Below are 16,382 nucleotides of genomic sequence, written 5' to 3'. Positions count from 1 at the left end.
TTAATTTTGCACAATTAACTACTTGCAGCAGTTTGTAAATCTTAAATATATTTCATTTGTACTCATTAAAAATGATATTTACCATTCTAAATCCCTGCAACTGGTTGCGGCTTGGTTTCAAGCGGGAAATAAACCGATTTACCTTGAGAAAACCAGAGTAAAATGAGGATAGTTAGCAAGGAAGGTAATAGGTTTCATCAATCTATACCCGTGTATAAACTCAAAAAAAACTGTCCTTAAAAAAGGTAACAAACATGGCACTCACCTCCACTTCAAATGCTACTTCCAGTTCCATGTATGATACTCCTTCTACCTCAAATAACGCTAAGAAGCCAAACCGTAAAAGAGTGAGGACTAATAATGAAGGCAACCCTGCTCCTAAAAGGTTGCGTATCACAACTCCGGCGAGTAAATGTTATTTAGTATCGCAGGATGAAAAACCACCTCAAACACTTCGGGATGCATTGAATAGTAAAGGCATTAAAGTTACACCTGCATTCACAAAGTTGTTATCAAAGGTCGAAATTATATCTAAAGAGCAACAAACGCAGTACAGCAATAAACTAACACTTTTTTTCATAAAAATAGCCGACGCAAAGGTAAAAAGTACAGGCTTTTTTACCAGCATGGTTAATGACTATACGATAAAAAAGTTCTTTAGCTTCAGTGATAAGCACATCATTCTGGTAGCGAAAACGGAACCTATGGCCCCCTTAACGTCAATATTTCATAGACGCGGTCTGCCTGATGCATTGGAGATGGAACGCTTTAATACTTTACTTAAACTGCCGCTGCTGCAGGAAGGAGACACATTGTGCCTGACTCGGCTAAAATCCTTATCGTCGATATTTTATGGGCACGGTCTGCCTAACAAATCGGAGATGGAACGCTTTAATACTTTACTTAAACTGCCGCTGCTGCAGGTGGACGGCACGTTAAGTCTGCCGCTGCTTACCTCCCTGTCGTCAATATTTCATGGTCGCGGTCTGCCTGTCAACGCAGCGATGACACGCTTTATTAAGATACTGGAACTTCCGCAGCTAAAGGAAGGCGGCGCATTAAGTCTGCCGCGGCTCAAATCCCTGTCGTCGATATTTAATTCCCGCGGCCTGCCTGGCAAAGCAGCTATGACGCGCTTTATTAAGCTGCTGGTACTGCCGCAGCTACAGGAAGATGGCGTATTAAGTCTGCCACGGCTAAAATCCCTGTCGTCGATATTTCATAATTGCGGTTTGCCTGACGAAGCGACGATGGCACGTTTTATTGAACTGCTGGAACTACCGCAGCTTCAGGAGGGCGACAAATTAAGTCTGCCGTTACTCAAATCCCTGTCATCGATATGTAATGGCCGTGGTTTGCCTGGTGATGCGGCGATGAAGCGCTTTATTGACCTATTGAATCTACCTCAGTTGCAGGTGGGCGGCAAATTAAACCTGCCGTTACTCAAATCCCTGTCATCGATATGTAATGGCCGTGGTTTGCCTGGTGATGCGGCGATGAAGCGCTTTATTGACCTATTGAATCTACCTCAGTTGCAGGTGGGCGACAAATTAAACCTGCCGTTACTCAAATCCCTGTCGTCAATATTTCATGGCCGCGGTCTGCCTGACGAAATGGCGATATCACGCTTTATTAAGCTGCTTGAACTGCCGCAACTGCAGAAGGGCGGCAGATTAAGTCTGCCGATTTTCAAATCTCTTTCGTCGATATTTAGTGGCTGCGGCATGCCTAACGAAGTGACGATGGAGCACTTTATTGAGTTGCTGAAACTGCCGCAACTGCAGGAGGGCGGCACATTGAGCCTGCCGCGACTCAAATTCCTATCGTCGATATTTAGTGGCCGCGGTCTACCTGACGAAGCGGCAATAACGCGCTTTATTAAGCTGCTGAAATTGCCGCAACTACAGGAAAGAGGTGCATTGAACTTGCCGTTATTCAAATCTCTGTCGTCGATACTTGCTCGTCGTGGACTGCCTGACGATGTGGCAATGGCGCACTTTATAGAGCTTCTTGAACTTCCGGAGCTGCATGAAGACGGCAGATTGAACTTCCCATTGTTCAAATCCTTATCGTCGATATTTCATGGACGCGGCTTGCCTGACGAAGCGACAATGTCACGCATTATTGAGTTGCTAAAACTACCGCAGCTGCAGGAGGGTGGCAGATTCAATCTGCCATTGTATAGGTTGTTATTAGTTAAAGTGATGAACCGACCTGATGATTCTGATGGCTGGTTTTGCTTGCTTGAACACCCTGCGCTGAAACAAAACGGTTTGTTCCATCTTCTCAGATTAGTTTGTGTCTTTGCGGTTTTCTCGTTGCCACCGAAACAGGATGAGGTAACTAAGCTGCTGTCTTTATTAAGCATTGATGATAAACCCGATGATCAACTACTGCAACTATGCATACAGGAGTGGAAACAGTCATCTCTTTTAGCTGTGGAAAATGCTTTTTCCTGCTCACCCGTCGCCAAACTGCTCACTCACTTTCGCGATAACGATGATGAGCTAACATCGCTAAAAGCGCTGGCGTTAGCCGTTAAAGGTGAGCCTGAACTACTGAAAAATGTGCGTAACTATTGCTCATTGAGTTCGAAAAAAACAACGAGATTAGGGCTCCCACACGTAATAGGAAGCCATCAAGGAATATTGAACGCGCTCGGTAAAATCTGTTTCGCCAACGGCCAGCTGGGATTAAAATTGTTCTTTGCAAATGCGCCTTGTCCAGAGAGAGGGCACACTCTGGCCGCTGAGGAAGTGCAGAAACTATCCCACTGGGAACGTTTGCTCAGTCAGCCAATTAATAAAACCATCCTGTCCTGTGCGCTCGATTTGAAAGGCCTGAGCCATGAGAGTGTAAGCCATTACTTCCGTTTTTGCAGAGTAATCCGCTCATGCCCCACATCAGAACAATGGATTAATACATTGTATCCGGTCGTCCTAAAGGGCGTTGAGGATGAAGATATGAATCAGATTCAGGCGTATTTAATCGCGGCCTGCCTGCTTTCATCTACGCCTGAAACTAAGATATTGATTAACGATATCAACTGTTGCCGGGTGTTATGTAAAGTGTTCAGTACCGCTAATGATCTATATCAGTTATCAAGGTCATTATCAGCTAAGAAATTTTATACTCTTTGCCTAGCGGGAAAAGATTACGGTCAATATTTAAATACGACCGTAAAACCCAAAGTGAAAACCATGAACACACTGAATTGGGGGCTGGTCACCAGAGGGGTAGTCTTGCCAGTAAAGCATCCTACAACATTAAATGCCGTGACGTTTCATGTGTCCACCGACAGTATGGATACAAATAAAGGGATCACATTATGCATTGATACACATGCACAACAAACAGATTGCCCCATGGTGCTTTTTTGTTATTGGTTAAGTTTATCCTTTGTCAGCGCCCCGACTCCCTACCATATTAGTCAAGCTCATATGAGGCTACTCAATACTGATGAGGAAATGATTGAACTGCCCTTTCCTCAGTTAAGCCCAAGTAGTCCAAGTAGTATCACTATTCGCAATTGGTCTGCTGATGAGCTTTCTTTGTTTATTGATACATTAAGCAGTGACTTTCCGGTTGAGTTTGCTGACAGCAATGAAAAAAGCGTTGTCAGTACTTATGTTACACGTCGAAACGAACGTTTATCACAAAAGCAAGCGCCAAGCGCCACAGGCAACACGAAGACATTGCAGGAAAGCTGGCTTGACTTGGCCATCATTGAGAAGTGTGTACAAAATGGCTTGAACCTGACCTCGGAAATCCGCCGCAATCTCGTATATCATGCAGACTCTCTGAGCACTTTTACAATAAAAGCGCTCGTTGAGAAATATCCCCTCGCCGACATGCCTAGAGAATTAAGAGAGAGATTAAGTTCATCCGTGCAGTACCAAAATATATCACTCGCTTCATGGCATCAGGATGGTGCAACGACGAATAACACGGCGCAAGAGCCTGAGTCTATGGAAACGAGCTTCAACCAAGATGGTGAAGATGAGGCTTTGTTGTCTTTTATGGAAGACGATACCTTTTGGAATACGGCCTCGTTAAGTAAGGTTAATAAGCCTAGACAATGGAATGAGTTTGATGGGGAATGGGTCAGCAGTTTATTTGTAGGTTTACCGCCAGAAGCAAGCCCTAACCCACTTTTAGACAAGCCTCAACTGGAAACAGAAGACGTTGAGATGCTGTTAGCTCGTATTGAGGAGTTCACCCTCTCAGAGTTAACAGTTATGCTGAGCAGAATAAGCAGTGATGTCGATAGTAGGTTAGTCAAACAACTAGAAAGTGCATATGATATCCAGCAACAAACCAGATTACATTTTAATACCGAGAACCATGAAGACGAATTCTCCATTATGGATTTTTCTGATTGCATATAATTACTGTAATCGGTATAACTTCCGATTCTGGCCGAGTTCATGAACAATCATTGCAAAGCCCCCTAGAGTTACCATTACATACATCGAATAAAACCAAAGTCGATACTTTTATCGAGTATAAATCTGTCATTTCGCACTGATATACCCGTGATACTTGGATTTGCGATTTATTGATTTCGTTCCCTTGAGCCCTTGCCGCAGTTTGTAAGTCTTAAATATATTTCATTTGTACTCATTTAAAATGACATTTACCATTCTAAATCCCTGCAGCTAGTTGCGGCCTGAGTTCAAGCGGGGAAATAAACCGATTTGCGATGAGAAAACATGAGTGAAATGAGGATGGTTAGCAAGGAAGACAATAGGTTTCATCAACCTATACCCGTATATAAACTCAAAGGCTGCTGTACTTAAAGAAGGCAGTAAACATGGCACTGAGCTACATTTCAAATACCGTTTTTGATGCCATGTATGACTCTCTCACGCGCTCAAACAACGCTAATAATTTAAGCCGTAAGAGAGTGAGGATTAATAATGAGGGCAACCCCGATCCTAAAAGGTTGTGTACCACAACTACAACGAGTGAACGTTATTTAGTATCGCAGGATAATCAGCTACCAGAAGAACTTCAGCGAGCAATGAATAGCAAAGGCATTAAAGTTTTATCAGCATTTACAAAGTTATTATCAAAAGTCGACATTAAATCAGAAGCGCAACGAACCCAGTACAGCAATAAACTACAACTTTTTTTTATTAACATAGTCGATACAAAGGTAAAAGACACCGGCTTTTTTACTGGGATGATTCATGCTCAGAATAAGATAGAAACTTTCTTTAGCTTCAGTGATAAACACATCGTTCAGTTGGCGAAAATCAAACCAATGAAACCCCTGTCGTCGATATATCATCAACTTGGTCTGCCTAATATATCGGAGTTGGAGCGTTTTAATAAGCTGCTAAAACAGCCGCAGATGAAAGAGGGCGGAAGGCTAAGCCTGCCGTTGTTCAAATCCCTGTCATCGATACTTAGAGGCCGCGGTCTACCTGACGGAGTGGCAATGGCGCGCTTTATTGAGTTACTGGAACTGCCGCAGTTTCAGGATAGCGAAAGATTAAACTTGCCGCTGTTTAAATCCTTTTCGTCGATACTTGGTAATCGCGGTCTACCTGCCGGAGTGGAAATGGCGCGCTTTATTAAGCTACTGGAACTGCCGCAGTTTCAGGATGGCGAAAGATTAAACCTATCGCTGTTTAAATCCTTTTCGTCGATATTTAATGGCCGCGGTCTGCCTGAAGAAGTGGAAATTGTGCGCTTTTTTAAGCTGCTGGAATTACCGCAGCTGCAGGAAGACGACAGATTAAATCTGCCGCTGTTCAAATCCCTTTCGTCGATATTAAATGGCCGTGGTCTGCCTGACGACGTGGCGGTGACGCACTTTATTGAGCTGCTTGAACAGCCACAGCTACAAGTGGATGGAAGATTAAGTCTGCCGAGAATTGAATCCCTGTCGTCGATATTTTGTGGCCGCGGTTTGCCTGACGAAGCGGCCATGATGCGCTTTATTGAGTTGCTGCAACTGCCACAGCTGCAAGAAGACGGCAGATTAAGTCTGCCGCGCCTCAAATCCCTGTCATCGATACTTAGTCGCCGCGGTCTGCCTGACGAAGCGACAATAGATCGCATTATTGAGTTGCTAACACTACCGCAGCTGCAGGAGTGTGGCAGATTAAGTTTGCCGCTGCTCAAGATCCTGTCGTCGATATTTCATGGCTGCGGTCTACCTGACGAAACGGCGATGAGGCGCTTTATTGAGTTGCTGAAACTGCCGCAGTTGCAGGAGGGCGGCAGATTGAACCTCCCGCTGTTCAAATCCTTGTCGTCGATATTTAGTGGACGAGGTCTGTCTGACGAAGTGACGATGATGCGCTTTATTGAGCTGTTGAAATTGCCGCAGCTGCAAGAGGGCGGTAGATTAAGCCTGCCGTTACTCAAATCCCTTTCGTCGATATTTCATGGTCGAGGTCTGCCTGACGAAGCGGCGATGAGTGACTTTATTAAGTTGCTGGAACTGCCGCTGCTACAGGAAAACGGCAGACTTAGCCTGCCGTTGTTCAAATCCCTGTCGTCGATATTTAATGGCCGCGGTCTGCCTGATGAAGCGGCGATGAGTGGCTTTATTAAGCTGCTGGAACTTCCGCAGCTGCATGAGGGTGGCAGATTAAATCTGCCGCGCCTTAAATCCCTGTCATCGATACTTTGTGGCCGCGGTCTGCCTGACGGAGCGGCGATGACTCGCTTTATTGAGCTGCTACAAATGCCGCAGCTGCAAGAAGACGGCAGACTAAGTCTGCCGCGGCTCAAATCTCTGTCGTCGATACTTAGTCGGCGCGGTCTGCCTGACGAAGCGACAATAGATCGCATTATTGAGTTACTCAAACTACCTCAACTGCAAGAATATGGCAGATTAAGTCTGCCGCTGCTCAAGTCCCTGTCGTCGATATTTCATCGCTGCGGCCTGCCTGACAAAACGGCGATGACTCGCTTTATTGAGTTGCTAAAACTACCGCAGCTGCAGGAGGGAGGCAGATTAAGTCTGCCGCTGCTTAAGATCCTGTCGTCGATATTTCATGGCCGTGGTTTGCCTGACCAAGCGATAATGGCACGCATTATTGAGTTACTAAAACTACCGCAGCTGCAGGAGGGTGGCAGATTAAATCTGCCCTTGTATAGGTTGTTATTAGTTAAGGTGATGAGTCGACCAGATAAGGCAGACGGCTGGTTTTGCTTGCTTGAAAACCCTGATCTGAAACAAAACGGTCGGTTCCACCTTCTCAGATTAGCTTGTGTCTTTGCGATTTTCTCGTTGCCGCCGACAGAGGATGAGGTAGCTAAGCTGCTGTCTTTATTAAGCATTGATGGTAAACCTGACGATCAACTACTGCAACTCTGCGCTCAGGAATGGAAACAATCATCCTTTTTAGCCGTAAAAGAGGCTTTTTCCTGTTCACCTGTCGCCAAATTGCTCACTCATTTTCAAGATAACGATGAATTAGCATCGCTAAAAGCACTGGCATTGGCCATTAAAGGTGAGCCTGAGATGCTGAAAAAATTGCGTAACTACTGCTCGTTGAGTTCAAAAAAAATACCAGAATTAACATTCCCATGCGCAATAGAAAGCCATCAAGGGATATTGAGCGTGCTCGGTAAAATCAGTTTTGCCAACGGTCAGCTGGGATTAAAATTGTTCTTTGCAAATGCGCCTTGCCCAGAGGGAAGTCGCCCTACGAGCGCTGAGAAAGTGAGTGAATCTTCCTATTGGGCACGATTGCTAAGTCAGCCATTCAATAAAACCATTCTATCCAGTGCGCTTGATTTGAAAGACCTGAGCCATAAGAGTGTAAGCCATTACTTTCACTTTTGCAGGGTAACTCGCTCACGTCCCACATTAGAACAATGGGATAAGACATTGTATCCTGTCGTCCTAAAGGGCGTTGAGGATGAAGATGTGAATCAGATTCAGGCGTATTTAATTGCGGCCTGCCTGCTTTCACCTACGCCTGAAACTAAGAAATTGATTAACGATACCAACTGTTGCCGGGTGTTATGCCAAGTGTTCAGTACCGCTAATGACCTATATCAATTATCAATGTCATTACCAGCTAAGAAATTTCATACCCTTTGCCTAGCAGGGAAAGATTACGGTCAGTATCTAAACACGACCGTAAAACCCAAAGTGAAAACCATGAACACACTGAATTTGGGGCTGGCCACCAGAGGGTTAGTCTTGCCAGTAAAGCATCCTACAACATTAAATGCTGTGACGTTTAGTGTATCCACTAACAGTATGGATACTGAAAAAGGGGTCACATTATGCATTGATACACTAGCAAAAAAAACAGATTGCCCCATGGTACTTTTTTGTTATTGGTTCAGCTTATCCTTTGCCAGCGCCCCGACTCCTTACCATATAACTCAAGCTCAAATGACGCTGCTCAATATTGATGAGGAAGTGATTGAGCTGCCATTTCCTCAGTTAAGCCAAAGTCGTCCAAAAAATATCACTATTCGCAATTGGTCTGCCGATGAGCTTTCTTTGTTTATTGATACATTAAGTAGTGACTTTCCGGTTGAGTTTGCTGACAGCAATGAACAAAGAGTTGTCAGTACTTACGTTACACGACGAAACGAACGATTATCACAAAAGCAAGCGCCAACAGCCACAGGCAACACGGAGACATTGCAGGAAAGCTGGCTTGATTTGGGCTTCATTGAGACGTGTGTACAAAAAGGCTTGTATTTGAACAAGAAAGTCTGCCGCAGTCTCGTATATCATGCAGACTCTTTGAGCACCCCTACAGTAAAAGCGCTCGTTGAGAAATATACCCTCGCCGACATGCCTAGCGAATTAAGAGAGAGATTAAGTTCATCCGTGCAGTACCAAAACATACCGCTCGTTCCATGGCATCAGAATAGTGCAACAACGAGTGACACGGCGCAAGAGCCTGAGCCTATGGAAACGAGCGACGGCCAAGGTGATGAAAATGAGGCTATTTTGTCTTTGATGGATGACGATGCCATTTGGAGTACGGCCTCGTTAAGCAAGGATAATCCGCCTGTGCAATTAACTGAGTTTGATGAGGAATGGGCCAGCAGTTTATTTGTAGATTTACCGCCTGAAGCAAACCCTAACCCACTTTTAGACAAGCCTCAACTGGGTAAAGAAGACGTTGAGGTGCTGTTAGCTAGTATTGAAGAATTTACCCTCTCAGAATTAACAATTATGCTGAGCAGAATAAGCAGTGATGTCGATAGTAGGTTAGTCAAACAACTAGATAATGCATATGAGATTCAGCAACAAACCATTTTAATTAAAAATGCCGCGAACCGTGGGGATGAGCTTTCCATTATGGATTATATGTAATTACCCATCAAGTTCACCCAAAGTTATAATGAAATAACTCATTAACCTGTATGGCTTTTATACAGCCATAACCGCGCAGGCTGGTATTTAGAAAAGTTGCCGAAGAAAGTATACCGATGAGTTCTCCTCACTCCAGCGCAGGCTGGAAACCAAGTAACGACAGTTTTGTATGTCGGTGGTCTAGCTGACATTGCGCACACGAAATACTTATGTGGTTAAGGGTGAATAATAAATCACCTTTTATCTATATTTTACTTGAAATTAACCAATGTGAACATTTTTACAACACAAAAGTGAGTAACCATTCATTAATTCTGGGTTTTTAATAGATGTGCTCAATGTCAGGTCTAGTGCCTTATATTTGAATACCCAAAGTCACTGGGATTCCCGTTTTCAGCGGGAATGACGGACTATAAAGTCTACGTTTTATGCTCGATAAATATTCATGCGTTTACCCTAGAGGATAGCGTTTTGCAACGTATGTAGCCAATCCAAAAGAAGCGTGTTTAGTCTCTTAAATAATCACAATTTTATCATATTGTTTACTTTGATATTTGCACAAAAACATGCTTCCAGATAATGAAATAAAGTGTTCATCTATAAATGATAAGGTTTAGATTGCTAGAATATAAGAGAAACTTAACTTCTTGCTTAATTTTTAGGCAATTAAACTATGTAAAGATTGGCAGGTTAGATGAAACTTGCCATTCAATATATCAGGTTATTTTTTATTTTTATTCAGCTTGTTGAACGAAGCCGCTGTGCGGCAGAAACAGCGGTTAAACAACAATTAATCATATCATTATAAGCTCTGAGTAATACTTCTCTTACCGCCATGTGGCAGGATAACTTGAGGAGTATTTTATGACACCCTACGAACAACAACGTTTTGATTTTCTATATAAACAACATATTACCAACTTACGACTGCAAGGCAAGCGCAAGGCAACGATTGACAGTTACAGTCGTGCCGTGAGGCGCATTGCCAACCATTTCGGTCGGTGTCCTGATAACCTTTGTACCCAAGAACTCAAAGATTATTTTAATGCATTAATACTTTCGCACTCATGGAGCACCGTCAAGGTTGACCGTAACGGCTTGCAATTCTTTTATGCGTTCACCCTCAATAAGAAGTGGCAATGGCTCGATATTGTTAAACCTCAGCAGGTAAAACGGTTACCTGATACGTTATCCGTTGATGAAGTCGCTTTGATAATAAGTCGTACCGAGCAGCTTAGATATCAAGTGTTCTTGTTGACACTTTACAGCCTAGGACTTCGACTCAATGAAGGCATTCATTTACAAATCGGTGACATCGACAAGGCCAGTATGCAAGTCCATGTGCGTGACGGCAAAGGTGGTCAAGACCGATTGGTTCCACTTCCTCGAAGAACGCTTGCAGCACTTCGAGCTTATTGGCAAACACATCGACATCCCAATTGGTTATTCCCCAGTAAACATAGCCACTCTAACCAACCAATAGATAAGGGCGGAGTACAAAAAGCCATGAGAAAAATTGTCACTGAATGTGGCATTTTTAAAAAAAATCAGTCCCCACTCTTTACGTCATTGCTATGCAACCCATCTTCTTGAGCGAGGCGTTGACCTACGCAGCATTCAAGTGGCGCTCGGTCACAAAAGCCTCAACACCACACTCATTTATACCAAGCTGACCGAAGTTAAATCACAATCTACAAGAGACACCATTAATGACTTAACCGACTCACTTCCTCTCACTTGGAGGGATAAGTGATGCACTTCGTAGACATATTATCTGAGCACCTTGACGCCTTTAAACTTGAATATCAGCATAAGCTCACCAATGAACACCATCAGGCCATGAATGCCATGCTCAGTTGCAAGACCTTCAATAAAGGTTGCAGCCAATGGCAATGCGATGACTGTCATCGTTATCAAGACTTGCCACTGTCCTGCGGTCATCGCAGCTGTAATTTATGCCAACACAATACGACTCAAGATTGGCTTAATCGTCAGCAAATGAAATTGTTGCCTGTCGATTACTATATGGATACGTTCACTTTGCCATCACAGTTGCGAGCGTTGACATTTCAACATCAGCAAACCGTGTTTGATGCCATGTTCGCAGTAGTAGCCAGTATTTTGAAAGACTTTGGCCGCAATAAAAAAAGCTGGCAGGCCGATATCGGTTTCACCTGCGTGTTGCACACCCATGGTCGCCAGCGTCAATTTCACCCACACATACACGTGATAATACCCGCTGGCGGCTACCATAAAGGCCGTAATGAATGGCGCAAAAATAAAGGAGACTATCTGTTTAATACGGATAGCCTTGCCAAGGTTTGGCGAGCAAGAATGCTCGAAGCCTTGAACCATCAACTCAAGCTTAAGCTGCCCAGTAAAATCCCTAAAAAATGGGTCGTGAATTGTCGCCATGTGGGTAAAGGTTTGCCTGCGCTTAAGTATCTGTCTCGATACCTTTACCGTGGTGTATTACCCGACAGAGATATCGTTAAGGTAGCCGATGACACCGTTAGCTTTCGCTACATCGACAGTGAAACCAAACAAACACAGATTAAGACATTGCCGACACTTAAGTTCTTGTGGCAAATACTGCAACACGTCATCCCTAAAGGATTTCGGCGAGTCAGAGATTATGGATTACTGCATGGCGGAGCAAGCAAGACGCTCAAGAAAATTCAGCTGTGTTTAATAATGGCGCACAAGTTGGATTTAAGCATTATAAAGCCAGTCGCTCGGAAAAAAGCACAATGCCTGTGCCGTTGTTGTCAGCAGCCTATGATCTTTTTAGGCATTACTAGACCGTTCGGCTATGGCTGAAAATACGATTGAAACGAATAATAAGGATAATGTAATGGTTAATTTTAGAGGGCATAAATAAGCAAAAAACGACAATCAAACGAAACAAGGTATTGATGGTAACAAGAATCGCAAGATCGCCATCAAGGATGAGTTACACCTTTTAAAAAGTGAGTCGAGAAATGGCTCACTCCAATCTTAAAAACATATCAGAGATATTTGCATATATAAGTGGCACCGGGCTTGTTCAACAACTGGATAAGGCGCAGGCTTCGCTACGCCTATCCTTATTTGTTATGCATTGGTTTACAATAACCTATGCAACATAAATTAGCATTGCCAGTTACTTGATATACGACCACTTGATGCCTCTGTTATATCAGAGCACTTAGTTATAACACCATTTTTAATGCTAAAACGATATTCACTTTCCCCAGCATAACCACCATAACTGTTCTTTGCGTTTATAAAGACAGTTAATTGGTAGTTAAAAACTGTAGTAGCTAATGTTTGAGATGGTTCATACCATTTTATAGGTTTACCCTTGAACCTATATTTAGCGGATTCAGGATCTTTTAAGCGACGCTGCATATAGCTTTTTACCAACTCTTGGTAATTGCTTGGATAAGAACCATAATCAGCATTTTTCATGTCACTAGAATTTGGAATATAAACGTCTGTTGAAACACATGCGCTTAAAAAAGAAATAAACAAAATTGAAAATGTAATTTTTAGTGACTTCATAACTTCCCTTTATTGAAATGCATAACGCCCAAATAACGGGCAAATGGTGTTTGGCTAAAATTTTGGAGCGCAGCGACAAAAGCCAAACAGTATTTGTCCTGTTGATTTGCTTGTTGAACGAAGCCGCTGTGCGGCAGAAACAGCGGTTAAACAACAATTAATCATATCATTATAAGCTCTGAGTAATACTTCTCTTACCGCCATGTGGCTGGATAACTTGAGGAGTATTTTATGACACCCTACGAACAACAACGTTTTGATTTTCTATATAAACAACATATTACCAACTTACGACTGCAAGGCAAGCGCAAGGCAACGATTGACAGTTACAGTCGTGCCGTTAGGCGCATTGCCAACCATTTCGGTCGGTGTCCTGATAACCTTTGTACCCAAGAACTCAAAGATTATTTTAATGCATTAATACTTTCGCACTCATGGAGCACCGTCAAGGTTGACCGTAACGGCTTGCAATTCTTTTATGCGTTCACCCTCAATAAGAAGTGGCAATGGCTCGATATTGTTAAACCTCAGCAGGTAAAACGATTACCTGATACGTTATCCGTTGATGAAGTCGCTTTGATAATAAGTCGTACCGAGCAGCTGAGATATCAAGTGTTCTTGTTGACATTATACAGCCTAGGACTTCGACTCAATGAAGGCATTCATTTACAAATCGGTGACATCGACAAGGCCAGTATGCAAGTCCATGTGCGTGACGGCAAAGGTGGTCAAGACCGATTGGTTCCACTTCCTCGAAGAACGCTTGCAGCACTTCGAGCTTATTGGCAAACACATCGACATCGCAATTGGTTATTCCCCAGTAAACATAGCCACTCTAACCAACCAATGGATAAGGGCGGAGTACAAAAAGCCATGAGAAAAATTGTCACTGAATGTGGCATTTTTAAAAAAATCAGGACTGATCAAAACATAGGTCTTAAAGGTAACAAATCAAAGAGAGATCGCCAGCTCAACCTCAGTTGAACCGCTACCGTAAATCACACAAAGTTTGTGAGTGCTTAGTGGTGTAAATCCGAAGGTGGAAAATTCAGCATTGTTAGCCAGTCATCAACTTTTTTCCCTGTGATATTCTGATACGATGAAGTTCCTTTATGTTTCCCCCAGCGTCTTGAGCGAAGGTTGTACCAAGCTTTAAATAACTCGAGGAAACCTTGATTGACTCCTTTACGGACATAAAGGTAAGACCGTAGAGTGGCATTAAATCCTTCAATGGCACTTGATGCTCTGTGGCGAGTTTGATGCAACGCTTCCACTTGCAGCATAAGTTCGCTGGCACTCTTGCCTAAACGGAGTCGCAACCACTGATAACTGCCAACTAATTCTTTCTGATACCGCGCTATTTTCCAAGGTTTAGCTTTTCGTAATTGGCGCTTTCGTTCAGAGAAGCGACAAGCCACTTCAACGCATTCTTGAGGATAAAGTTCGCCAAGTTTCAGTAACTTTTCGTGAAGTGCTTGAGTTGCTAATGTCAGTCCTTTCAAACGATTTTTTATGTATCTAGCAGCGGTGATGCCATCTTTATGCTCAGTATTTTTTAAGCCATCAACAGCCTTCGTTAGCAAGGCTTCAGCCTGTTTTTTCGTCATGAGGCTACCCGTTTTCATGGAAATACTGGTCAAAGCTTGGTGGAGATGATTTCTGCTTTTCGTTCCACTTTCATATTGCTCAATCGCTTGCTCACATTTCGCTTGCACGCCTAAGAAATCAACCATTGCCTGCTGCTTTTTCTCTGTATCGAATACATCTTTATGCAATCTTTTTTCCAAACTAGCCTCTTTATCAATGTAGTAGTACGCCCGACGTTCAACCTTTCTCAGCGCCTTACCTACGATATACAACGCATGGAAAGCATCATCACGTTGCTCTGCATGTTCAAAGCTCATGCTAACGCCTTTCGCTATTCCTTTTGCTCCATCTTTAACGACGTGCTGAGGTGATAATCCTTGTGATTTAGCTTCACCTAAAACTCGTGCCCAAGTTTCACCGTCACGCTTTTGTTCGTGAGAGAGTGAAAATAAATAACCACTTTCGAGATCTATCCCAGCAAGTACGGGGTCACCTTGGCTGAACATCTCATCGATGGCCACACTCTTTATGGCTGATAGCGACACTTTTTCGTTAAATAACTTAGCCTGCTCTTGAGCTTCAACGATAACGCCTTGAATGTAACCGTAACTGACTTTACAGCCTGGATAAATGAGTGGGATTTGTTCTTCAATTGCTCGAATAGAGTTAGGTGCTGTGATTGATAAAGCCACAATAGAACGGCGAAGATGTGGTACGTCAACATTTACAGATGTAATGACATCAGATTCGTCGTTGGTAGTAACAAGGCACTTTAGTGCCGATTGAGCCGCATATTTAGCGGAGTAAACGGCTTTACGAGAAACATTAAATTCATCAGAAAGAGAAGAAACTGCACCATGCACTTGGCAAGCGATAGTTTTTAAGAGAAGTTCGAATTTGTCTGAGGAGTTAAGCGGTGTTCGGTCGAGTATCGGCATTTTATTTTGAGAATAGTTTTAGTCGGCTTATTATCTCAATAAATAACGTTTTTCTCCTCAGATTTTCTCATTTATTTGTTACCCGTATCTGATGGGTTCCACAAAAAGCAATCCAAACAGAGGTTATACAGATGTGGATAACTTCGTCGTTTTAAAAGACCCACACCCAAAACAATTGAGGTTACAATCAATAATGTTCAGACAACGACTCCACCGCCAGAAAACGAGCCAGAACCCAAACCTCAAAAGAAAAGCGGTGGTTCTGTTGGAGGTATTTTCTTGGTTACGTTACTTGCTGTGGCGCTACGTCGGCGTAGGCCTTACCGATTTGTTGCGTGATATTTTGGCAATAAACTGAGTGAAAAACACGCCCTTTCAGTAATGCGAATGGGCGTGGCATTTAATTTTTAGCTTTTTAAGCTTTAGATTTTGAACGCTAAATAATCATTCAACCATTAATAATGTTTTTTTTGTTTACAAAGGATCTGAATATCAGTATCTTTGTCGGCGTTCGGAGGGGTGGCAGAGTGGTCGAATGCACCGGTCTTGAAAACCGGCAACGGTTTATCCCGTTCCAGGGTTCAAATCCCTGCTCCTCCGCCACATTAAGAAAAGGCTACTCAATTGAGTAGCCTTTTTGCTTTGTTGTTCTTCCATCTAGGAAGTTCCTCCTGAGATGCTTACTCTAGCTGGTTTTCTTACTTTACCTTGGATAGTTTAATCTAAATAAATCGGTTGGGAGCGTTCATATACGCAGAAAAAATTACTGATAGCAAGGCATGAATAGCAGCAAGTAGTGGCTACCGACATACAAAACTGTCGTTACTTCGTTTCTACTTGCTGCAAGCTACGCCTTACTATCAGCCATTTTTTCTACGCTTGAGAACGCAGTCAACTGATGTTTTTAGGTTCAAGGGCGGTTCAGCATATTGTCTCTATATTACGATTAGTTATCTGTGTAAATTTTTTCTGGTTCGTTCCAATTTTGAAGCCTATCACTTTGCCTT

At 43.1% G+C, this 16,382-nt stretch carries 8 protein-coding genes and 1 tRNA gene; 7 read left to right on the top strand and 2 right to left on the bottom strand.

Going from position 1 to position 16,382, the window contains the following annotated elements; translation table 11 throughout:
• Positions 1-254 precede the first annotated feature (254 nt).
• From E2I05_RS12565 to E2I05_RS12550, 5 genes are all read left to right on the top strand, one after another.
• Positions 255-4,388, top strand: a complete 4,134-nt coding sequence (locus tag E2I05_RS12565; RefSeq protein ID WP_121853601.1) for a hypothetical protein — start codon at positions 255-257, stop codon at positions 4,386-4,388.
• A gap of 425 nt (positions 4,389-4,813) precedes the next feature.
• The gene (locus E2I05_RS12560) at positions 4,814-9,307 is read left to right on the top strand and encodes a hypothetical protein (protein WP_133309677.1); all 4,494 of its coding nucleotides are present in this window, start codon (positions 4,814-4,816) and stop codon (positions 9,305-9,307) included.
• Positions 9,308-10,171: 864 nt separating this feature from the next.
• On the top strand, positions 10,172-10,900 hold the full coding sequence (locus tag E2I05_RS12555; RefSeq protein WP_280525300.1) for a site-specific integrase: 729 nt from the start codon (positions 10,172-10,174) through the stop codon (positions 10,898-10,900).
• Positions 10,836-11,060 carry a tyrosine-type recombinase/integrase gene (locus E2I05_RS22775; RefSeq protein WP_244935404.1) on the top strand — a complete coding sequence of 75 codons (225 nt, stop codon included), beginning with the start codon at positions 10,836-10,838 and terminating at the stop codon, positions 11,058-11,060. Before E2I05_RS12555 ends, E2I05_RS22775 begins: the two co-directional genes overlap by 65 nt.
• Positions 11,060-12,127, top strand: coding sequence for an IS91 family transposase (locus E2I05_RS12550; protein WP_133309859.1), 1,068 nt, complete (start codon positions 11,060-11,062; stop codon positions 12,125-12,127). The genes E2I05_RS22775 and E2I05_RS12550 overlap by 1 nt, the downstream gene beginning before the upstream one ends.
• Before the next feature lie 309 nt (positions 12,128-12,436).
• On the opposite strand, the gene E2I05_RS12545 is transcribed toward E2I05_RS12550, so the two are convergent.
• Positions 12,437-12,850, bottom strand: a complete 414-nt coding sequence (locus tag E2I05_RS12545) for a hypothetical protein (RefSeq protein ID WP_121855324.1) — start codon at positions 12,848-12,850, stop codon at positions 12,437-12,439.
• Between the two features lie 231 nt (positions 12,851-13,081).
• Between E2I05_RS12545 and E2I05_RS12540 the strand changes: the two genes are divergently transcribed.
• Positions 13,082-13,834, top strand: coding sequence for a site-specific integrase (locus E2I05_RS12540; RefSeq protein ID WP_133309676.1), 753 nt, complete (start codon positions 13,082-13,084; stop codon positions 13,832-13,834).
• A gap of 35 nt (positions 13,835-13,869) precedes the next feature.
• On the opposite strand, the gene E2I05_RS12535 is transcribed toward E2I05_RS12540, so the two are convergent.
• Positions 13,870-15,375, bottom strand: coding sequence for a transposase (locus E2I05_RS12535; RefSeq protein ID WP_133309675.1), 1,506 nt, complete (start codon positions 15,373-15,375; stop codon positions 13,870-13,872).
• Between the two features lie 513 nt (positions 15,376-15,888).
• On the opposite strand from E2I05_RS12535, the gene E2I05_RS12525 reads away from it, so the two are divergent.
• Positions 15,889-15,978: transfer RNA gene (locus E2I05_RS12525), tRNA-Ser, on the top strand.
• The last annotated feature ends 404 nt before the right edge of the window (positions 15,979-16,382 follow it).

The sequence above is a fragment of the Parashewanella spongiae genome, assembly GCF_004358345.1.
Lineage (GTDB): Bacteria > Pseudomonadota > Gammaproteobacteria > Enterobacterales > Shewanellaceae > Parashewanella > Parashewanella spongiae.
This window is presented reverse-complemented; position numbering and strand designations above follow the sequence as displayed.